Genomic DNA, 21,968 nt, shown 5'->3' on the forward strand with positions numbered 1-21,968 from the left:
CCATGCCTGAGAATGCGAGTTTGCTCTCAAATTTGCGGGTCCTGGATATTTCCAGCTACATTGCGGCACCCGCCGCGGCAACGATACTTGGTGACTTCGGGGCCGATGTGATAAAAATTGAACCCGTGGGAGCGGGTGATGCCTATCGTGTATTTCAGAATTCACCGGGAAATCCGACAAGTGACGTTGCCTATGGCTGGCAAATGGATAACCGTAACAAACGGAGCCTTGCGCTCGATCTTGCGGGTGATGCCGGTCGCACGACCTTTAGAAGGATGGCAGCTCTTGCAGATGTCATTATCGTCAACTTGCCGCTTAAAAGCCGTTCAAAATTATCGCTCACATATGAGGACTTAAAGAGCCTTAACCCGAGAATGATTTATGCGTCCCTGACGGCCTATGGCGAAAAGGGACCAGAGGCCGACCGATCCGGATTTGATCATACTGCCTTGTGGGCCCGCACAGGCATGATGGACACGGTAAGGCCCGCCCCGGATGCGCCGCCGTCTCGTGCGGCTCTTGGCATGGGCGATCACGCTTCCGGCATGACGTTATTCGGGGCCATTATGATGGCGCTGTATCGGCGGGAAATAACAGGGGAAGGGACATCGGTGCAAACCAACCTAATGGCTAATGGTCTCTGGTGTAATGCCATACAGGTACAGGCTATGCTCTGTGGGGCAGAATATGCCTATCGCCCGGCCCGTGAGAACGCGGATAATGCTCTGCATAATCTATACAAGACGTCGGACGATCGATGGTTTCATCTTATCGTCATCCCGGAGGAAAAGCGTTGGCCAGCTCTCTTGCAGATAATTGAGCGAGAGGATCTGTTGACGGATACAAGGTTCGATACCACGGCGAAACGGCACGCAAACGCTTCTGATCTGGTTAAAATTCTGGATGCGATCTTCCTTGGCCGAACCATGGAGTTCTGGCAGACAAAGCTCGATGCAGCAGGCATTCCTATAGGCGTGGTGCAGAGGCTGCGCGATATCCCGGAAGATCGGCAGATGAACGAAAGTGAAGCCCTTATGCCTTTTCACGGTTTAGACGGGCAGGTCGATCGCACCGTCAACAGCCCGCTTTGGATAGATGGAATGCCTAAAAGACCAGCGTACAGGGCTCCGGAAATTGGGGAACATAGCGAAGAAATACTAGCAGAATTCGGGTTCTCAGGTGAAGAGATCAACGGTTTGCTGCGGGAGAGGGCGGTTAAATCGCTGGAAAAATAATAAGACAGCACCGGATAGACTGTTGGGTTCTTTGATGAGGGAGTAGGGCAACCATGGATTTGGGATGGACAGAGGAGCAGGTGGCAATACAGGATGCCATCGATAGAAAATGCCGCAATTATGGCGATAACTACTGGCTGGAGAGAGATAAAGACGGCCGGTTCCCGGAAGAGTTTGTGCGCGATATCGCCGAAGATGGCTGGCTCGGCATTGCGATGCCCGAAGAATTTGGTGGCGCAGGCCTCGGCCTGACTGAAGCCTGCATTATGATGCAGACCATCACGCAGTCGGGCGCCGGATATACTGGCGGTGGTGGTGTGCATATCAATATTTTCGGTCCGAGCCCGATTGTCGCCTATGGAACCACCGAGCAAAAGCAACGTATGTTACCGCCGCTCATTCGCGGAGAAGATAGGTGCTGCTTTGGCGTAACAGAGCCTAATGCCGGTCTCGATACCTCATCAATTGAAACACGCGCGGATTGGGATGGTGAAAAATACATTATCAACGGCCGCAAGATGTGGACATCCACTGCCCAGACCGCCAATAAAATTCTTTTACTCGCCCGGACGACGCCGCGTGATGAAGCAGACAAACCAACCGGCGGGATGTCGCTTTTCTATACAGATCTCGACAGAAACTATGTCGATGTTCAGCGTATTGAAAAGATGGGACGCAAAGCTGTTGATTCCAACGCCGTCTTTATCGATGGGTTGCCAGTCTCTAAGGATGATTTGATCGGAGAGGAAGGAAAGGGGTTCAAGTATATCCTTCACGGAATGAACGCAGAACGTATTCTTATCGGGGCGGAAACTGTCGGTTTTGGTCGAGCAGGACTACGAAAAGCGGTGGAATATGCGAAGGAGCGGGTTGTCTTCGGTCGGCCAATTGGCATGAACCAGGGAATTCAGCATCCATTGGCGGATGCATGGGCACAACTTGAGGCGGCAAATCTAATGTGCTTTCAGGCAGCAAAGCTTTATGACGCCGGAAAGCCTTGTGGTGCGGAGGCAAACGCGGCCAAATATCTTGCGGCAGAGGCGGGCTTCACGGCCTGTGAAAGGGCTGTTCTGACACATGGTGGAATGGGGTATGCAAAGGAGTTCCATGTTGAACGATATTTTCGTGAAATATTCCTTGCGCGCATCGCACCCGTCAGCCGAGAAATGATCCTAAATTATATAGGAGAGCATGTTCTGGGCTTGCCAAAGTCCTACTGAATGCCTTGAATATGCTCAATTAGTGTTTTCTTGACAATAATTAGATATCTAATAATATTTTTGGGTAAAAAGCTGAACGCAATGAAACAGGTGAAAAATAACGATAAAAGTTGAGGGTGTTTTTCTTGGGATCAGCCGTCGACTTTTCAGCATAATTAGCAGGGAGAAAGTGTTATGAAATTAATGAAAAAATGCTCGGCCGCCATGGCGGCTCTAGCGATATCAGGAACGTTTGCGCTCGCATCGACGGCCGCGGCGGAAACAACTCTGCGCTGGTCCGATGGTCAGCCAAATCGTGGCGTGAATTCTGAAACATTGCAGTGGATGGCAAACGAACTGGAAAAACGAAGTGACGGCGATCTCGGCGTAGAATTCCATTGGGGCGGGGCATTGTTTAAGTCGAAATCTGCCGTCAAGGGCGTAGGTACTCGATCCGCAGACATTGCAACGATTATTGCGGCATATACACCAAAAGAACTCGTCGCCTACAGTGTCGGGGATATTCCGCTTCCAAACTCTGACGTCTGGGTCGGCATGCGCGCCATGTATGAATTGGCTACCACACACCCGGCTCTTAAAAAGATGTTTGACGATCTGAACCTGGTGTATCTCACCAATCTCTCGACCAGTGCGATTGAAGTCCTGTGTAAAGACAAGTTCATCAATACACTGGATGATCTAAAGGGTGTAAAAATGCGGGCTGTCGGCCCCTATGGTCGTATATTCAAGGACCTTGGTGCCGATGTCGCGCGATTGAGCCAGGCGAAAGTCTATAACGCGCTGGACTCTGGAATTGTTGAGTGTAATCAGAACTATATGTACTCAATCGAAGTCTATAAGCAGAATGACGTAGCAAAGAAGCTGACGAAGCTTGATTGGGGGCAACATCTTGGCTTCGGCGTCGTGATGAACAAGGAGACATACGGGGGATTGTCCGATGAAAACCGTCAGGTTTTGCAGGAAGTATCCTCTGACTTCATTGATCAGTTTGCGCGTCGCATACAGGAAGCAAATATCAAGGCACTTGAAAGAATGACGAGCGGGGATAGCCCACTGGAAGTTGTCGAAATGGATCCGAATGAAAAGGCCAAGCTGGAGAAAATGGGATTTGATACAGTCCCGAACTGGATTGAGCGGGCAAATGATGCAGGACTTCCCGGTCAGGACATTTTCGATAGCTACATGGCACTTGTCGCGAAATATGAAAAAATTCGTGATGAAAAAGGTTATCCGTGGAACAACTAGATCTCCCGAATGAGCGATCGCAGGTCCATAGAGGTGTGGACCCTGCGTTCCTCGTCTGGCTTGAAAATGCCGGCGTGGTCGTCTCATCCATTGCAATCGTTATTCTCGCGGGTGTTATCACCATATCTGTCGTGGGCCGAACGTTTTTTGGCTCAATGATACCGGATGACCTTGTTATTTCCGGAGAACTGATGGTGACGCTTGTTGCTCTCCCATGGGCCTATATTACAGCGGAGCGTGGCCATATCGCCGTGGAGCTTTTTACGAACTGGACGTCGGAGCGGGCGAGAATAAGGCTGGATATCTTGGCGGCTGTTGTTGGTCTGGCCATGATTGGCCCGCTTACTTGGGCAACCGGTATTGCGCTTTGGCAGGCGATTGATTATGGCAGCTATTTTGATGGCGAGTTTTATTTGCCGGAATGGCCCGGCCGGTCGATGTTTTTTCTCGGATTTTTAATGGTGTTGATCAGGCTTCTCCTTATTCTGGTGACGGATATTACGCGCTTGATTTATCACGGTAAGACAGAAAAAGGGCGCAGGTAATGGATCCGTTTTTACTCGGTATTTGCGGTTTTGCGATTGTTGTTATTCTGCTTGCACTTCGGGTCCCGATTGCTTTCTGTCTGGGTTCTATTGCGGTCGCCTGTACATTTTTGTTCTATGCTTGGCCTCATGGTGGGGAATTCAACGGCCCGGCAGGGTGGCGCTCGGCAACGACTATCCTGACATCAAATAGCTATGATTTTGTTCATTCTTTTGAACTCACGATGGTTCCCTTGTTTATCCTGCTAAGTCAGGTGGCCTATCATGCTGGTATAACGACGGAAATATATAATTCCGCACGAGTGTGGCTTGCGCGCGTGCCAGGTGGTCTGGCAATTGCCTCCATCCTTGGCTGTGGCGGATTCTCGGCTATTACCGGGTCTAGTGTTGCCTGTGCGGCGGCAATGGGCAGGATCTGTACGCCAGAGATGCTCAAGGCAGGATATGGCCAACGGCTCGCAACGTCTTCTGTTGCTGTAGGCGGGACATTGGGATCACTTATTCCGCCAAGTGTGCCCTTTATCCTTTATGGAATTTTTACAGAAACCTCGATCAGCAAGCTTTTCCTTGCGGGTATTCTGCCCGGCATTATTTCACTTGTCGGCTATATTATTGTGGTTTTTATCTGGGTTAAGATTAACCCTAAAGAAGCACCGGCATTTACTGAAGAAAAACGGCCTGGGGATCGTCGCCGTGCCGCGCTGCGGGCTTGGCCTGCTGTTCTGCTGTTCTTGATTATCGTTGTTGGAATTTATGGCGGACTTTTTACCACAACGGAAGCCGCCGGTATAAGTGCTGTGACCGCAGTTGTACTTGGCGTTGTATTGCGGCGTTTGAGCCTCGCCAGCTTCATTTTGTCACTGCGCGAGACAGCCTATCAAACGGCTATGATCTTCATGATCGTCTTCGGCGCGAAGATTTTCGTCTCCTTCATCTCGCTCACCGGAGTGTCGCCTTGGTTGATCGCGGAGGTTCAGGCCGCGAATGTCTCCGACTGGATCGTTATTGCGATACTGTGCCTGATGTTTCTTGTACTGGGCATGTTCCTGGATCCGATTGGCATCTTGCTTCTGACCCTTCCGGTTTCAATCCCATTGATTGAGAATATGGGGCTGGATCTGATCTGGTTTGGCGTCATTGTTGTGAAATTGCTGGAAATTGGGCTGATAACGCCGCCTGTCGGTTTAAACGCCTTTATAATCAAGGCGGTCGGTGGAAAGGATATTCAGATACATTCCATATTTGCCGGCATTTCGCGGTTTCTGATTGCGGAGGTAGTGATCCTTGTCCTTTTGCTGCTATTCCCGATTTTATCGCTGATAATACCAAATACTATGTATTGAAGGTTGCGAAACCATCCGCATATTGACATATCACCTTGATGTCGGAAATAGATCAGAAAGAGGCGTAAATATTTGCTACTCACCTGTTTCGGTTCTATACACAGCTTTAGCCGGTCATGTAGAGTTTTAATGTTTAACATTGCGGGCGATAAAGTATCACTCGGCCACAGAATATGTAATATCGCAACTTTAAGGCAATTATGGTCAGACAAAAAAAATTAACAGTTGAAGCGGATGCTACAACTCAGGCTATTCTTGAACATTGGGATCATATCAAGCCCGATGACAGGGTCGCCCATCTTGTCAGGGATGTCGCTCGGGGGTTTACGCGGTCGTTACAAACCCGTCTGGGAGATCATGGAGTGTCTTTTGGGCATTGGATATTCCTTCGCGCGATGTGGCATAAAGATGGGGTGACACAACGCGATCTTGCGGTTCAGGTCGGCTTGACGGAGCCAACAACCCACACGGCAATCACCAAAATGGTAGAGCTGGGATATGTCAGCCGCCGTCGTAAGGAAGGCAATCTGAAAAAGCAATATATCTTTCTGACAAAGGAGGGGAGGGCTCTCGAAAATAAGCTTGTACCGCTCGCTCAGGAAGTGAATAAGATTGCGCTTGCCGGGATTGATGATGAAACACAAATGATTGTCCGTAACAGCTTGCTGACTATGATCTATAACCTTGCTGTCGATGAAGCGCATGCGCTTGCCGATGGGAAGAAAATCCCTTCGACAAGAAGCCTTGGCATAAGAAGCTGAATTTGTCCTTGTTCGATTAAGACGCCGCTTTTCCCATGTTACTCAGGAACATTTGTTCAGTCTCCTCGGTCCCGAGAGTGAGCCAATCGGTGCCTTTCGGAATAATTCCCTGATAGGATGAAATTTCAACCTGAGGGATATGCGGGTCTGAAATTCCGATCGGGCCGGCCTTTCCATCTCGGAAATTTTTGACGGCGTCGACCATCAGGCGACGGAACTCGACTACCGCAAAGTCGCTTGCTCCTAGAGTGTCCCGGCTACGATTGACAGTTTTTCCCATACTCACCCACATGGCAATATCCTGATTGGGTATGCCGGGGAGGCCGGTGAAGCTCCCGTTGTTCATAAGTTCCCGATCCTGCAAAAAATCATTCTCAAGGGTTCGGGTGCTGTTGTAGTCGCTGTCTATATCCTCCCCCATGACGAGCCGATTGAACTGCCGCCATTGTTCCGTGCCGACTGTCGCTTCGCCGCCCCAGGATAGAAAGTAAAACCAGCTGCTTTCATCGTCGGCTGGCACAACGATACTGGCGACGTTATAGGATGAGTTCGGCGGGATCAGGGAGATAAATGGCGCAACATATACCGTGACCCGTGCATAGTCGTGTGTTCGCGCATCCTTGATCGGCCTTCTGAGCGCGACATAGCGAAACCCATAGGGTGTGGTTTGAGTGATCATTCTGGGAGCCTTGTCCGTCGACGGGCGTGTCCAGTTCTTTTCTGTTGCGCCAGCGGAGTCAACTCGGGCCGGCACCATGTCTGTGGAGTGAAGAGTAGAGGAGTGCGCGGAATCAATCTGCCCTTCCTGAATCTGGGCCCAATTGCAGGGCACCTTGACTTTAGCGATGGAGATCGGAGTTTGATCATCCGGGGCGAATGGGGGGCGCTCAAATGCAGGTATCTTTTCTGGCGGCCCCATGTAGGCCCAAACGAATCCTCCCGTTTCCTCCGTTGGGTAGGATTTGATCTTCACCTTCCTTTTCATTGGGCTATCCGCTGGCTCGGACGGCATTTCGATGACATTGCCCGCGACATCAAATTTCCAACCGTGATAAAGACAACGAAGGCCGCATTGTTCATTCCGGCCATAAACAAGAGATGGACCTCTATGCGGGCAGAATTCATCCAAAAGACCAATCTTTCCGTCACTATCGCGGAACGCAACCAGGTCTTCGCCCATAAGCCGGACACGAACCGGCTTGCCGTCGGCAATAAGCTCTTCTGACATTAGGGCAGGGATCCAATGGCGCCGCATCATCTGGCCCATCGGAGCGTCGCCCTCTACACGGCATAAGAGATCATTCTCTTCTGATGTCAGCATAACGGTCTCCAGCTTTTCTCTATCTTTCGCAAGAGTGTTTCTAGTTCTTGCAAATTTATAATTAGATATCTAATATTATTTTTAGAATATAGCCACTAGGTCCTTATGATGCAAACTGATTTTTTAGATGTCGTGATTACTGAGAAGAAGGTTATCGCGAATGATTACTGCGTATTGAAACTCTGCTCGGTGCTGGGTGGGGACCTGCCTGAGTTCAGTGCTGGCGCGCATATTTCCGTAAAAACACCACAGGGAGGGATGCGTCATTATTCTCTCGCGAATAGTCCGTCGGAAAGGGACTACTATCTTTTGGCGGTCAAGGCGGAAAATGAAGGGAGAGGAGCCTCCCTTAGCCTCGTCAAGGATGCAAATGTCGGCGACATTCTTGAGATACAGCCGCCTGAGAATAATTTTGAACTGATCCCGGCAAGTGAATACCTTTTTATCGCCGGCGGAATTGGTATTACGCCCATACTGGCGATGTGCCGAAAGCTGTTGTCCGATGGGCATTCAAACTTTCGTCTGATCTATTGCACGCAGTCGCTTGAAAGTACAGTTTTTGCCGATCAGTTGGCAGAGGCGGAACTTGCCCCTCACGTCATCCTTCACCATGACGAAGGGAATATTGCGAACAACTATGATTTCTGGCCGCATTTTGAAACACCCACCCATGCACATGTTTATTGTTGTGGTCCGAAGCCGATGATGGAAGCGATCCAGGATTTTTCCGGTCATTGGCCCGAAAGCCAAATTCATTTTGAAGATTTTAACCCGGTAGAAGTTATTCAGCAGGACGATGTATCTTTCACTGTTTATTTGAAGAAATCCAATATCTGGATCACCATCCCGCAGCATCAGACAATCCTCGAAACGTTGCGTAATCACGGCTATGACCTGAGGTCATCTTGCGAAAGTGGAACGTGCGGATCCTGCAAGACCGGTTTGCTTGCCGGTGACGTCGAGCATCGGGATCTGGTACTCACCGATGATGAGAGAGAAGATTTCATCATGATCTGTGTTTCGCGGGCGAAGGGGGGAGAGATCACCCTTGACCTTTAATAAGGCGGATAAATGCATCGATGCGATTGGGGTAGGCGTTGTTGGATTGGGGCGCGCTTTCATGCTCACGCGACCGGATTTTGAGGGCGATGCGCGCTTTAATCTTGTCGCGGCCTGTGACACAAGAGCTGAAGCACGGGATAGTTTTTCTACTCGATACTCTGCGGCAGCCTACTCTGACGTAGAGAAACTTGCTGCCGATCCGTCCGTAGAGGCTGTTTACATTGCTAGTCCGCATCAACTTCACGAGGCGCATGCCATCACGGCACTGACGGCCGATAAGCATGTTCTGATTGAAAAGCCGATTGCCATTAAACTTTCCGCTAGCCGCGCAATCATTGAGGCCGCAGCTGTCAGTAAAGGCAGTGTAATTGTTGGTCCTAGCCATAGTTTTGACCCACAAATCGAAGCCTGCCTGGATATAGTTAAGTCCGAGGAGTTTGGGCGTCTTAGGATGATACGAACGAGCTATTACACAGATTTCATGTATCGACCGCGCCGACCAGAAGAAATGCGGACCGAGGACGGCGGTGGAGTTGTTTTCAGTCAGGCCGTCCATCAGGTTGATATCGTCCGTCTGCTTGCCGGGGGGCTGACGAAACAGGTATTTTCCCATACCGGTGATTGGGATGAAAAAAGGCCGACCGAAGGGGCCTATACGGCACTTCTGAAATTTGAAAACGGTATTTCTGCCAACCTTCATTATTCTGGTTACGCCCATTACGATACTGACGCGGCATTTAGCTGGATGTCGGAACTAGGGATGAAGAAAGATCCTGCGCAGTATGGCGCAGCAAGAAAGCTGCTTAGGACGGTGAACGGCAAGTCTGAGGGAGACCTCAAAAATCAGCGCATGTTTGGTTCGGCTGTAAACTTTCAAGACGTATCTGGAAACGAGCACTTCGGAGAATTGACCCTGACGTTTGATCATGCGGATATCCGGGTTACGCCACAAATGCTTGAAATATATGGAGAGGATCATATTAGGAGTGAGCCAGTCCTGCCTGTCATTGGGAGGCGGAGCAATGTCCTGAGCGCACTTTGGGGTTTGGTCAGGGAAAACAAGGCGCCGGTTCAGGATGGGCGATGGGGCCATGCCACGCTTGAAGTTTGTCACGGTATTTTGAGTTCCGGGAGATCCGGCGAGGTTCAGATCATGCGGGAGCAGGTGCCCGTTCCGGGCTATCCGGCAACGACATAACAGGGAACAGATAGATGAGTAAATTAAAGCTTTCAATTGCCATTGGAGACTATGATCGAAACCGTGCCTTGATTGATGGGCGGGTGCAGATTGACGGGGTCGATCCTATTTTTATGGCACTTACGCCTGAAGAAATGTTCTTTCGCGCCTTTCGGCATCAGGACTTTGATATTTCGGAAGTTTCTTTTGCAAGTCAGGTTGTCAGCATTGCGCAAGATCGTTCAAAATATCAGGCGCTGCCGATATTTTTGTCGCGAGCCTTTCGCCATAGCGCCATCTATATCCGGACAGATAAAGGTATCGAAAGCCCGGTACAGTTAAAGGGTAAAAAAATCGGAATTGCGGAATATCAGCTTAGTGCGAACGTCTGGGCTCGCGCCATTCTGGAAGACGAATATGGCGTCAAGCCGTCCGATATACATTGGGTGCGGGGGGGTATGAATTCGCCCGGGCGACCCGAAAAAATAGCCATTCAATTGCCCGAAGATGTCAAAATGACAACTGCGCCCGAGGATAAATCCCTGAATGACCTTCTTATCTCCGGCGAGATAGATGGGTTTATCGGACCGCGCAGCCCGAATTGCTTTGATGAGCAAAATTCGAATGTCGGCAGACTTTTCGGCAATACAGTAGAAGTCGCAAGTGTCTACTGGAAGAAAACCGGCATCTTTCCGATTATGCACCTTCTTGGAGTGCGCCGAGAACTTCTGGAGGCGCACCCGTTTCTTGCTGGTGCCCTTATGAAAGCCTTCAGTGCGTCAAAAGCGTCCGCTGAGGCACTGTTGGCAGATACCTCCGCTACCAAGGTAACAATGCCATTCGTCGAAGATCACCTGAATGAGGCGAAGAAGTTGATGGGGGAAAATTTCTGGTCGTATGGCATTAACGGCAATGAAGCGGCCTTAAACACATTTCTAGACCATCATCATCGACAGGGGTTGTCGTCGCGGCGGGTCACAATCGATGAACTTTTTCCAAAGAATGTGGCGGAAAGCTATAGCTTGTGATCGCTTCGTTCCAAAAATAGCAATATAACTACTTGGCAGTTTCCCTGTATTCTAAAAAACGAGTACTTTCGGACAAAGGCTGGCAAAGCCAATAAATCCGGGCGGGGATATATATACTGGGAACTGTTCATTGCTGACACAGGAATTAAATTCCGGTTTTCTGATAGGAGCTGCTATCGGCTCCGGCAGCAATGCGCTGGCCGTTGAACGGGGTGGGGCGGATTTTCTGCTCGCCATCAACGCAGGTCGCTTGCGTAATATGGGCGTTCCTTCCATCGCAAGCATGTTGCCGGTTCTGGATGCCGACAGCCTGACGGATGATTACGCACAAGAGGAATTGCTTGCCCTCTGCAAAAAGCCGGTTCTCCTCGGCGTGAATGTATGGAGACGTGACTTTAATCCAGTGGCTCAGGCGGAAACGATAAGAGAGGGGGGATTTGCCGGCGCCGTTAATTTTCCAAGCTGCATGCATTATTCCAGACCGATGCAGCAGATACTGTCCCGTGCGGGCCGTGGTATTGAGCAGGAAGTTGCACTGCTTAAGGCCGTTCAGGATGCTGGCATGATGTCCATGTTTTACTGCTCTACGCGTACGCAAGCCCGGCTCGCGGCAGACGCAGGACTTGATCTTGTTTGCCTCAATATTGGCTGGAACGTTGGGGGTGCGCTCGGACACCGCAGCCGTTCCACAATTGAGGAGGTCGCCATGGAGGCAAGGGAAATTGGCCGCCTGATTAAGCGCATCAGCCCGAAGACACGGTTCCTATTGGAAGGTGGCCCAATTGCTGCGCCTGAAGATTTATCCCGTGTACTCTCTCTCGCGCCGCTAGATGGATATGTCGGGGGATCGACGATCGATAGACTGCCTCTGGAAGCCTCAGTTGCCAGTATGATCGATGGATTTCGGCGCGCAAGCCTTCGGCCGACAAGAATAGATGAAGAAAGTCTTGGTCTTGTCAATTGGTCGAAACAATTTGGTATTGTAGGCCAGTCAGAAACTCATCTTGCGGTATTGAGACGATTGCAGGCACTTTCGTCGGCACGTGATCCGGTTCTGATTGTCGCAGAACCGGGGCAAGGTTCGTTGCCTTTCGTGCGCGCATTAGGTGCGACCAAAGCGAGAAGTCGGTCCCTGAATATGGTTCAAATTGATGTTGCCGAACAGGATCTTCCTGCGCGGGCACGTAATGTATTGTTTGGACATCGGGATGCCAGCAACATACGTCCCCCAATTCTGGCCGACCCATCCGTTGAAATTGCCGTCATCCGCGCGCCTGAAAAATTGACTCAGGCACTTCAGCGGCGCCTTGCGCGCGCTTTGCGGGACGGCGTTTTTCGCATGGCGGGATCACGCCGATCCTTGAAAATAGAGCCTCGCATAGTGTTGCTATGCGATATCCATGTTCAGGATGAAGCGCAAGTTGAAGACTTGCTTGGCGCCGGATTGGAGCCGGAACTGGTTTCTTATATGGAAGGCTGGGTTTTGCGGTTACCGCCTATTCGGGAGCGAATTTCTGATCTACCCCTTTTGATAGACGCGGAAGCGGAGGGGAGCCAGTGGGAGTTTTCCTCTGGCGCATTGCAAAGATTGCAGGCCCATGACTGGCCTGGTAATGAGGCTGAACTCCGCACAATTATTGGACGCCTTGCCGGCCGCTCTTCGAGACTGCCTGTTCAAACTGAGGAGTTAGAGCCGTTGTTGCAGTCTGCGCCGAGTGTCGGCCGGCAGCGAAAGGGGAGGACGGAGAAAGATTTGATTGTCGACGCTCTCTGGCGGAATAGTTTCAATCGCTCCAAGGCGGCAGAAGTCCTCGGTATATCTCGTAAAACGCTCTATAACAAAATCAAGAAATACGGGCTCTCAGGATAGGGCGCTCGAAACGAGCTCAGGGCGGCATATCAGGCCATCTACTTTATCGGGCCATTGCCTTTCATGGGCAAGTTCGCTGGTTTCCCCGAGACACAGCAAAATACCCGACCACCCAGCATCCTGCAAAACATGGAAAATCTCCTGCGTCATGGAGCCTCGCTGATGAAGAGATGGAAAGCCCGCTGCAAAATCAGCAATTCGCGGAAGGACAATGACAACTTCCGGATATACTTCGGTCATGGCAGCTGCCGCCGTCGCATCGGTAACAACGGCCGCAATCTTAAAGCCGGCAGAGCGAAAACTCGCGAGCATGTCTCGCTCCCGTTTATAGTCCAGTCCAACGTCAGATAGCTGTTGCGAAAACTCAATATCCTGCTGTTCAGTGCTAGGTAAATTCGAAACCCATTCGACTTTGGCATCAGAAAGGCGGCGATGTTCTCGCGTCAAATTCAGGAGTGGATCCGCAAGAAACAACCCGAGCGCCGCGTCCCTGCATAGATTTGGTGTTTCAACAACGGTATCAATTAATGCTCTGGGACCACTGTTGGTCGGTAGCAGGAGACCAACTTCGCTGGGAAGGTTCTCGTGATGAAATTGCGGGGCGATGGTCAGGATAGACGATGGCACGCTCGTCAGGGCGGGCTTTCTCTCCGATCTTAGCACAATGCGCCAGTTCATTAATTCGATCATTCTTTATTCCAAAATCGCTATTACTGAACAGCAGACTAATTGAGCATATCATCCCGAACCGCGGCAAGATGCTCGCGCATTAATCGCTGGCAATCGACGGCATCGCGTCGTTCAATTGCCCGCACAAGGTTTTTATGCTGGATCGAATATCGTCTACGTCTCTGATCATTCAGGGTTGCCTCTTTTAGTTGTCCCCAGACGGCATGCTCCCTGATCGCATTCACGGCGTTGAAAAGGGCCAATAGGAGAGTATTCCGCGCGGCTTCCGCAATTGCGCGATGTAATGCGCCATCCCACATTTCATAGGAGGCTGTATCTTCTGCCGCTTCGCCTTTTTCAAGGCATTGTTTCATAAACTCAATACCATTGATTGTCGCGCGATGAGCGGCAAGGTCAGCGATCTGCGGTTCGATAATGAGGCGTACTTCCATAACCTCGGACGGATTAGTCATGTCGGCGGGCAGGGGAAACACTTCTATATTCTCGGAGGGACGCTTCCCAACGAAAGTACCTCTCCCGACATGGCGCCAGACCTCCCCCTCAGACTCTAAGGTGTCTAAAGCCGTTCGCAAAGTAGACCGTGATACTTTCAATATCTCTGCGAGCTTTCTCTCAGAAGGGAGCTTTGACTGCGGCGCGAAATAGGTCGTTCTAATTAAATTCCTGAGTTCCGTGACAGTGGAAATTTTTGAGGACATGTTGGCTGATTCTCTTTGATCCGGTTATCAATCTAACAATAACATACCAATTTTTTGATTGGTATAAATTTATGTAAGGTATAACTATTTGAAAAACATATAAAATTATAAGTTTCAGTAAAAAATTTGACACCAATTCAATAAATTGGATTGTTAGTGCGGCAGGTTAACTAATGAAAATGGGAGCTTTATGAAATTCAGGGACTTTGATGCATTCTCAAGAATTATTTCTGGTGCGTAAGGGGTGATTTCCAAGTTTTAAGTATCAGTACTTCACCGTGATTCGCATATTAGTTTTATAAATTACCCATTTTTACCCGATTGAGAAAATTTACTATATTGCACGGCCTAGCTGGACTAAGGCACTGTTAAATGAACTAAAGCGATAACACAGCACAACAAATCAAACGAGAAAAGCTGGTGGTCGCAAAAGAAAACAGGGAGAGCGCTTTAAATAAAAGCGCGGAGCGGGATTACAAATTGATGTACCGGTTTGACAAATCGTTTGACGATTCACGCACAACGCCCGTGTGGCATAAGCCATGAGAAATTTCGTTGAACGTCATACCTTCTGGGCAATTGTCCTGTTGCTTGTCGCCGTAATTTTTCTTTGGATGATTTTTGCTGTCTGGCCGGATTGGCTTGTCGATGCGCTTGGTCGCAAGAAGACTTTCGTTAACACACTCCTTAATGGGGTCACGCTGGGCGGTTTATATTTCCTGGTCGCGAGTGGGTTCACATTGATCTTCGGTTTGATGCGAAATGTTAATCTGGCGCATGGCTCGATGTATCTTCTTGGGGCCTATATTGGGTATGAGGTGGCAGACCTGACCGGCAACTGGTTCCTCGGACTTGCCGCTGCTTTTATTAGTGTCGCCATCAGCGGTGTGCTGCTTCAGGTGCTCATTTTCCGGCGAATGGCTAACGATGACTTGCGGCAGACCCTTGTCACAATCGGTATCTCCATTATTGCCGCAGATGCCATGCTGGCAATCTGGACGGGGACAACTTATCAATTCTCGCCGCCTGACTGGTTGTTCGGTGCGGCTAATTTGCCGATTATTTCCGTGATCAAGTCTTCGGGCGCTGCTGTCTATATTAAATACCCGGTTTTCCGGCTTGTGGTCCTGGTAATTGCCGTTGCTGTTGGAATTAGTCTTTGGATTTTCCTGAACCGGACGCGCATTGGCATGATGATCCGCGCCGGAGTCAATGACCGGGAAATGCTGGCTGCAACAGGTGTGAACGTACAGCTTGTGTTCGTTCTCGTTTTCGCGATAGGTGCCGGACTGGCCGGATTTGCGGGGGTCATTGGAGGCACAGCGCTCTCCGTCGCCCCAGGCGAAGACATACGGTACTTGTTGGCATCATTGGTTGTGGTGATTGTCGGCGGACTCGGCTCGATCACGGGCGCAGCGATCGGTGCCTTGATCATTGGCCTCGCAGAACAGTTCGGGCTTGCCTATTTCCCGACTTACGGAGTGGTGCTCACCTTTCTGATTATGGTAGTCGTTCTTGCGGTGCGCCCGCAGGGACTGATGGGGGGGCGCTGATACATGGATTCACGACGACTTTTCTCGGGTTCGATCTCTTTCAAGGATATTCATCCGGCGGTGCTGATAGCTGCTGTGTTTCTGTTGGCTTATCCAAGTTTTGCTACTGATTTCTTTATCTTCCAGATAGGAGCTTACTCGCTCATCCTTGGAACGATTGCTCTCTCCCTCATGATGCTCGCCGGATATGGGGGGATGGTCAGTCTCGCACAGTTGACGGTGGCTGGGTTTGCCGCCTATCTGATGGCAATCCTTGGGGAAAACAGTATGGACGTAATGGGCCTGGGGTGGCCTTGGTGGTTGACCGTTATCGTTTCCGTTTTAGGAGCGGCCCTTTTCAGCACCTTTATCGGCGCGGTCTCTGTCCGGACGGAGGGGATATATACTATTATGATCACCCTTGCCGTCGCCGTCGCCTTTTTCTATTTCGTGCGGCAGAACTATGTGCTGTTCAACGGCTTTACCGGATTTGCAGGTGTTGAGCCGCCGACTTTATTCGGGATCTACTGGCGAGATCCGGTTCCATTTTATTATTTGAGCCTGACGGTCGCCATCGGTTTTTTCGCCGCCGTTTATTATTGCGCGCAATCAACATACGGGCTGGGACTTCAGGCAATACGCGATAATCCCCGCCGGATGCGGGCGCTTGGCTTTAATGTGACACTACATCGTATCGTTGCCTATTTTTTTGCGGGAATTATTGCCGGATTTGGGGGCGTCTTGCTCGTCTGGTTCAACGGACGGGTATCGCCCGGTACAGTCGGTGTCGATGTCGCTATCGATATCCTCGTCATCGCGGTGGTTGGCGGGATGCGCCACCCGATCGGTCCGTTTCTTGGGGCAATTGCCTTTGTACTGCTTGAGAATTTTGCCATCGACCTGATCGACCGGGAGCGGTTCAACATGGTCATCGGGACAGCATTTCTGCTCGTTGTCCTGTTTTCACCAGATGGCTTGCTAGGGCTTTGGAACCGTTTCCGTGACAGGCTTCGGTTCAGAGGGAACGCGCTGCTGGGAGATGAGCGCGTCAACAAGGATGGTCCGGCCAGTACCGGATCATTAGAGAAAACTGAATAACAGGAGGAAGTAACGGCTATGGGAAAACTAAAGCATTTAATGGCGGCGACATTGGCGCTGTCAATTACTGTCCCCGCAGTATCCGCGGCGGACGATATCAAAATGGGTGCGCTGGCAACATTGGAAGGCGCGTTCACTGTCCTCGGTGAAGATGGGATGCGTGGCGTTAAACTCGCGCTTCAGGAATTTGATTATATGGCTGGCGGCAAGAAGATTGAGCTGATCACGGGGTCGTCTGACGCCTCCCCGGACAGCGCTGTGCGCGCTGTCCGGAAACTGGTGGAACAGGACGGCGTGCAACTCGTCATCGGTCCGCTTTCTGGGTCTGAGGGGTTGGCGGTAAAGGATTATGCAAAGACGCAGCCGAACGTGACATTCTTGAACGGTTCTTCCGCTGCGCAGGATACGACACTGCGTAGTCCTGCTGAAAACTTCTTCCGTTTTAGCACGGAAGGGGCGCAATGGATGGCCGGTCTCGGAGAATATGCCTACAATGAAAAAGGCTACCGCAACGTAGCGGTTCTGGCGGAAGACTATTCCTTCCCTTATACGCAGGTGTTCGGTTTCCTTGAGCCTTTCTGTCGGTTAGGCGGAAAATCAGCAATTGATTCACGCTTTTGGGTGCCGATCGGGAATAAGGATTATTCCTCTGTGATCGCAGCTTTGCCGGATGATGTCGATGCTATTTTCGTGGCTCTTGGCGGCGCGGATGCAGTCAATTTCCTGACCCAATATGAACAGTCCGGCGGTGATCTTCCGCTAATTGGTGGATCTATCACGGTTGACCAGTCTGTTCTTGGTTCCAAAGGGAAGGCTCGGAGCTTTGTTGTCGGAACACCTTCAGCTGGTCCGGTTTCGGATACCTGGGATGATCCGCGCTGGAAAGAGTTTGTTGCAGCCTATCAGAAGGCATTTCCAGATGGCTTCCCGTCACCGTCACTTTTCGCGCATGCCTATTACATAAATACCAAGGCTGCTCTGTTGGCGCTTAATGAGGTCAATGGCGATCTTTCCGATGGCGAAAAGAAGTTCCGCGCGGCGCTTTCCAAGCTGTCATTCGAGACACCAACGGGCATGGTCAGTGTTGACGAACGCCGCAATGCGGTTGCCGACATATTCCTGACGGAAGTGATCGAAGGGCCGGACGGAAATCTGTTGAATAAAACCATCAAGGTTATCCCGCAGGTTAACCAGACTCTTGGTGTTTCTTACGAGAAATTCCTGGAATATGGCCAAGTTGGTCGTGAAAATCCGTCTTGTAGCTAAGGGAAGATAACCCGAATGCCTGGAACCGACGCTCTCTCTCGCTTGCAAAGCACTGGCCAATATGCGCTAGAGCTTGAAGCTGTCAGTCGCCATTTCGGTGCGCTGGTAGCCTTGGCGGACGTTAATATGACCGTCAAAGCGGGGGAGCGGCGCGCGGTTCTGGGATCGAATGGTGCTGGTAAAACGACACTGTTCAATGCGATTACCGGGGATTTTCCGACCACAACAGGTCGGGTCCGGCTCTTCGGAGAAGACGTAACGGATCTGCCTAGTCATGAGCGGATCCGTCGCGGTCTTCGCCGAACCTATCAGATTTCATTATTATTCAATGGCCTTACCGTTCTGGAAAATACGTTTCTGGCCTGCCGGGGCGTTACCCGGGGACGGTTCTCGCTTCGTCGTCCGAAGCGGGATGACGGGTCAATGGAATTAGCGCAGTCCCTGCTTGAAGCGGTTCATCTCGATGATGTAAAGGACAAACAGGTCGCAGAGCTGAGTTATGGACAACAGCGCCAGCTTGAAATTGCGCTTGCGCTTTCCGGCGCACCGCGCCTCATTTTGTTTGATGAACCGGCTGCGGGACTATCGCCAACTGAACGGACGCTGCTTGTCGAAATATTGCAAAGCCTCCCGTCGCATATTGGATATATCATTATCGAACATGACATGGATGTCGCGCTCAAGGTCTCCCAAAGAGTGACCATGATGCATAACGGGCGCATTTTCAAAGACGGTACGCCGGAAGAAATCGAGAATGACGGTGAAGTGCAGGAGCTTTACCTCGGCCACGGAGGTGGACATGGCTGATCGTAGCAACAGACGCTCGGCACCGGCTGCCATTCTGCAGGTTAAGGATCTGCATGTATACTATGGCCAATCTCACGCTTTACAGGGAGTGAATCTTACTCTTGACCATGGCGTTCACGCCGTCGTCGGACGTAACGGTATGGGGAAAACAACCCTCTGTAATGCAATTATGGGACTGTTGCCAATCCGGCGAGGCTCCATCCGCTATCACGGTGAAGATATCACGGGCATGCCGCCCTATAAAATTGCCTCTTCAGGGATTGGGTACACACCGCAAGGGCGCCGGTTATGGCCATCCTTAACTGTGCATGAGCATCTTAAGCTGTGTGAAGGCGGCGGCTCCTGGACGATCGACCGCATCTATGAAATATTTCCGCGACTATTTGAGCGACGCCGCAATGGCGCGGGCCAGCTTTCAGGCGGGGAGCAGCAAATGCTCGCTATCTCGCGGGCGCTACTGCAAGACCCACAACTTCTGATCCTGGATGAACCGACTGAAGGACTTGCCCCGGTGATCGTGGATCAGGTCGAAAAGTTGCTGGCGGAGCTTGCCGCCGACGCGGATGTATCTATCTTGCTGATCGAGCAGAATATATCGGTTGCCACCTCGATATCCGAGGATGTGGCGATCATGGCGAATGGCCGCATAAACCGCGTAATGCCAGCGAGAGAACTCGCATCAGATCGGGCGCTGCAGGAGCGGCTTCTTGGTGTCGGGCGGCATTCACATGACGAAACAGAACTTCCCAAATTCACTGAAATGACGCAGATCGAGGAAGTGCCGTTGGCAGAGCCTGCCATACCTAGTGATGATGCGCCTGTTCCACCGGTTGAGTCAGAGCCTACCCGGAAGACAGTGGTTTATAGCGCTCCGACCCGCTGGTCCCGGAATGCATGGGAAGAGAAGGTTGTCACGCCAGCCAAAAATCTCCAAACGGTGAGACCATTCGATACCGTCCCTGAGCCACTCTTTCATGAACCACCGATTTCTTTCGATGCTATGTCAGGTGGGGATGTTTTGGTGGCTGGGACTTTTGATACGAAGGGAGTGGAACTCAACTACATTCGGGACCGAATAGTAAGTCATGGCTTGCGGGTCAGAACAGTTGATTTATCCACAACGCAAAAGCCGTCTTCCACTGATGTGCCGCCGCATATGGTCGCTGCCTATCATCCGGGAGGCGCTAGCGCGGTCTTTACAGGGGACCGGGGGAAATCCGTCCGCGCGATGTCTGAGGCCTTCGAGAACTGGATCCGGCGTCAAAGAGATTTGGGCGGAATTATCTCCGCCGGGGGATCGGGGGGCACCGCGCTTGTCACGCCGGCCATGCGTCAACTTCCAATCGGTGTACCAAAGGTCATGATTTCCACAGTTGCCTCCGGCGAGGTAGGTCAATATGTCGGACCGACGGATATTATGATGATGTATTCGGTGACCGATGTGCAGGGGTTGAATAAAATCTCTCGTCGAGTTCTTGCCAATGGTGCCAATGCGATATCCGGCATGGTCGCGGACGCGAAAAAGGATACTGATAAACGGGCGTCTTCGGCAGACAAACTAGGGCTTGGGCTAACGATGTTTGGTGTCACCACGCAGGCGATACAGCAACTGACTGCAGAATTGGACGATCAATTTGAATGCATGGTCTTCCACGCGACAGGAACGGGCGGTCGGTCCATGGAAAAACTCGTTGATAGCGGCCTGCTTGAAGCTGCAATTGATCTCACCACAACCGAAATATGCGACATGATGATGGGCGGATTCTTTGCCGCGACGGAGGAACGCTTCGATGCCTTTATCCGCACGCGCATTCCCTATGTAGGTTCTGTTGGGGCACTGGATATGGTCAATTTTGGCGCAAGAAGCACGGTGCCGGACCACTACCGTGACAGAAAGTTTGTCGAGCATAATCCGCAAATCACCTTGATGCGCACCACTGCGGCTGAAAATGCCCGTATGGGAGAGTGGATTGCGGACAAGCTTAATCAGATGACGGGTCCGGTCCGGTTTTTGATCCCCGAAGGAGGAGTATCCGCACTCGATGCGCCGGGGCAGCCATTCCATGATCCGGAAGCGGATCGCGCGCTTTTCGACGCGCTGGCGTCCCGCTTTCGCGAGACCCCTCAACGTCGTCTGATCCGCACCCCTTATCATATCAACGATATGGCCTTTACACAGGCCGTTATTGCCGCACTCGAAGAAATTTATCCAACCGCAAGGAGCAAGCGTAATGCCGCGTATTGAACGAATGGAGTTAGTCAAAAGATTCCAGGATATGAAACGACGGCGTATCCCCATAGTCGGCGGGGGTGCCGGAACCGGACTCTCCGCGAAATGTGAGGAAGCCGGCGGCATCGACCTGATCGTAATTTATAACTCTGGTCGCTATCGCATGGCGGGCCGAGGGTCGCTTTCGGGGCTGCTTGCCTATGGCAATGCAAATGAAATTGTCATGGATATGGCGCAGGAAGTTTTACCCGTTGTCAAACATACACCTGTTCTCGCCGGGGTAAATGGCACAGACCCGTTTTGTCAGTTTGACAACTACCTCGATCAGGTAAAAGCGATCGGCTTTTCGGGTATACAGAATTTTCCGACAGTCGGGCTAATTGACGGGACGTTCCGCGCCAATCTGGAAGAAACGGGCATGTCATATTCCCAGGAAGTGGATGTAATACGCCTCGCCCACGAAAAAGACATGTTCACGACGCCCTATGTTTTCTGCGAAGAGGATGCAGCGGCCATGGCGGCAGCAGGGGCGGATATCATTGTTTGCCATCTCGGGCTGACCACCGGAGGCTCCATCGGTGCGGATACGGCGCTCAAACTGGAGGATTGCCCTGCCATGGTTGATAGCTGGGCAGCAGCGGCCCGCGATGTAAACCCGGAAGTCATTGTTCTTGTGCATGGCGGACCGGTCTCAATGCCGAAGGATGCGCAATATGTCCTCGATAACACAAAAACATGTCATGGCTTCTATGGCGCCTCCTCGATGGAGCGGTTGCCAACAGAAGTCGCGCTGACAAAACAGACAGAAGCCTTCAAGGCTTTGAGCTTAGGTTAAGGGAG

General features: G+C 51.2%; 19 protein-coding genes and 1 pseudogene. 16 read left to right on the plus strand and 4 right to left on the minus strand.

Going from position 1 to position 21,968, the window contains the following annotated elements:
* The first annotated feature begins 2 nt into the window (after positions 1–2).
* The 6 genes from LKE13_RS10530 (at position 3) to LKE13_RS10555 (ending at position 6,349) form a co-directional block, all read left to right on the plus strand.
* Positions 3–1,235 carry a CaiB/BaiF CoA transferase family protein gene (locus LKE13_RS10530; protein WP_227951057.1) on the plus strand — a complete coding sequence of 411 codons (1,233 nt, stop codon included), beginning with the start codon at positions 3–5 and terminating at the stop codon, positions 1,233–1,235.
* Positions 1,236–1,288: 53 nt separating this feature from the next.
* Positions 1,289–2,455, plus strand: coding sequence for an acyl-CoA dehydrogenase family protein (locus LKE13_RS10535; RefSeq protein ID WP_227951059.1), 1,167 nt, complete (start codon positions 1,289–1,291; stop codon positions 2,453–2,455).
* Between the two features lie 174 nt (positions 2,456–2,629).
* A complete protein-coding gene (locus LKE13_RS10540; protein WP_227951061.1) occupies positions 2,630–3,700 on the plus strand; it encodes a C4-dicarboxylate TRAP transporter substrate-binding protein in 1,071 nt (356 codons plus the stop codon).
* On the plus strand, positions 3,688–4,245 hold the full coding sequence (locus tag LKE13_RS10545) for a TRAP transporter small permease (RefSeq protein ID WP_227951063.1): 558 nt from the start codon (positions 3,688–3,690) through the stop codon (positions 4,243–4,245). Before LKE13_RS10540 ends, LKE13_RS10545 begins: the two co-directional genes overlap by 13 nt.
* Positions 4,245–5,588, plus strand: a complete 1,344-nt coding sequence (locus LKE13_RS10550) for a TRAP transporter large permease (RefSeq protein ID WP_227951066.1) — start codon at positions 4,245–4,247, stop codon at positions 5,586–5,588. The genes LKE13_RS10545 and LKE13_RS10550 overlap by 1 nt, the downstream gene beginning before the upstream one ends.
* Before the next feature lie 200 nt (positions 5,589–5,788).
* Complete coding sequence (locus LKE13_RS10555; RefSeq protein WP_227951068.1) at positions 5,789–6,349, plus strand: MarR family winged helix-turn-helix transcriptional regulator; 561 nt, start codon at positions 5,789–5,791, stop codon at positions 6,347–6,349.
* 16 nt (positions 6,350–6,365) lie between these two features.
* On the opposite strand, the gene LKE13_RS10560 is transcribed toward LKE13_RS10555, so the two are convergent.
* Entirely contained in the window at positions 6,366–7,670 is a 1,305-nt protein-coding gene (locus LKE13_RS10560) for a Rieske 2Fe-2S domain-containing protein (protein WP_227951070.1), read from the minus strand.
* Positions 7,671–7,775: 105 nt separating this feature from the next.
* On the opposite strand from LKE13_RS10560, the gene LKE13_RS10565 reads away from it, so the two are divergent.
* From LKE13_RS10565 to LKE13_RS10580, 4 genes are all read left to right on the plus strand, one after another.
* Complete coding sequence (locus LKE13_RS10565; protein ID WP_227951072.1) at positions 7,776–8,729, plus strand: PDR/VanB family oxidoreductase; 954 nt, start codon at positions 7,776–7,778, stop codon at positions 8,727–8,729.
* A complete protein-coding gene (locus LKE13_RS10570) occupies positions 8,719–9,930 on the plus strand; it encodes a Gfo/Idh/MocA family protein (protein ID WP_227951075.1) in 1,212 nt (403 codons plus the stop codon). Before LKE13_RS10565 ends, LKE13_RS10570 begins: the two co-directional genes overlap by 11 nt.
* A 14-nt stretch (positions 9,931–9,944) precedes the next feature.
* Positions 9,945–10,937, plus strand: a complete 993-nt coding sequence (locus tag LKE13_RS10575) for an ABC transporter substrate-binding protein (protein ID WP_227951077.1) — start codon at positions 9,945–9,947, stop codon at positions 10,935–10,937.
* Positions 10,938–11,067: 130 nt separating this feature from the next.
* Positions 11,068–12,807 (plus strand): phosphoenolpyruvate hydrolase family protein, encoded by a 1,740-nt coding sequence (locus tag LKE13_RS10580; RefSeq protein WP_227951079.1) that lies wholly within the window; start codon positions 11,068–11,070, stop codon positions 12,805–12,807.
* Here LKE13_RS10580 and LKE13_RS10585 read toward each other — a convergent pair.
* From LKE13_RS10585 to LKE13_RS18900, 3 genes and pseudogenes are all read right to left on the minus strand, one after another.
* The gene (locus LKE13_RS10585; RefSeq protein WP_227951081.1) at positions 12,799–13,497 is read right to left on the minus strand and encodes a hypothetical protein; all 699 of its coding nucleotides are present in this window, start codon (positions 13,495–13,497) and stop codon (positions 12,799–12,801) included. The genes LKE13_RS10580 and LKE13_RS10585 overlap by 9 nt on opposite strands.
* Positions 13,498–13,532: 35 nt before the next feature.
* Complete coding sequence (locus LKE13_RS10590; protein ID WP_227951914.1) at positions 13,533–13,970, minus strand: FadR/GntR family transcriptional regulator; 438 nt, start codon at positions 13,968–13,970, stop codon at positions 13,533–13,535.
* 39 nt (positions 13,971–14,009) lie between these two features.
* A pseudogene (locus LKE13_RS18900) lies at positions 14,010–14,195 on the minus strand (winged helix-turn-helix domain-containing protein); the annotation flags it as partial.
* Between the two features lie 542 nt (positions 14,196–14,737).
* On the opposite strand from LKE13_RS18900, the gene LKE13_RS10600 reads away from it, so the two are divergent.
* From LKE13_RS10600 to LKE13_RS10625, 6 genes are read left to right on the plus strand one after another with little or no spacing between them, the layout of a single operon-like run.
* Positions 14,738–15,748, plus strand: a complete 1,011-nt coding sequence (locus LKE13_RS10600) for a branched-chain amino acid ABC transporter permease (RefSeq protein WP_227951083.1) — start codon at positions 14,738–14,740, stop codon at positions 15,746–15,748.
* Positions 15,749–15,751: 3 nt separating this feature from the next.
* A complete protein-coding gene (locus LKE13_RS10605; RefSeq protein WP_227951085.1) occupies positions 15,752–16,825 on the plus strand; it encodes a branched-chain amino acid ABC transporter permease in 1,074 nt (357 codons plus the stop codon).
* An 18-nt stretch (positions 16,826–16,843) separates the two neighbouring features.
* Positions 16,844–18,091: an ABC transporter substrate-binding protein gene (locus LKE13_RS10610; RefSeq protein WP_227951088.1), complete on the plus strand. Its 1,248-nt coding sequence runs from the start codon at positions 16,844–16,846 to the stop codon at positions 18,089–18,091.
* A 15-nt stretch (positions 18,092–18,106) separates the two neighbouring features.
* Entirely contained in the window at positions 18,107–18,898 is a 792-nt protein-coding gene (locus LKE13_RS10615; protein WP_227951090.1) for an ABC transporter ATP-binding protein, read from the plus strand.
* On the plus strand, positions 18,891–21,143 hold the full coding sequence (locus LKE13_RS10620) for an ABC transporter permease (RefSeq protein WP_227951092.1): 2,253 nt from the start codon (positions 18,891–18,893) through the stop codon (positions 21,141–21,143). Before LKE13_RS10615 ends, LKE13_RS10620 begins: the two co-directional genes overlap by 8 nt.
* A complete protein-coding gene (locus LKE13_RS10625; protein ID WP_415776523.1) occupies positions 21,130–21,963 on the plus strand; it encodes a phosphoenolpyruvate hydrolase family protein in 834 nt (277 codons plus the stop codon). The genes LKE13_RS10620 and LKE13_RS10625 overlap by 14 nt, the downstream gene beginning before the upstream one ends.
* The last annotated feature ends 5 nt before the right edge of the window (positions 21,964–21,968 follow it).

The organism is Sneathiella sp. HT1-7, assembly GCF_020731145.1.
In the GTDB taxonomy this organism is placed as follows: Bacteria; Pseudomonadota; Alphaproteobacteria; order Sneathiellales; family Sneathiellaceae; genus Sneathiella.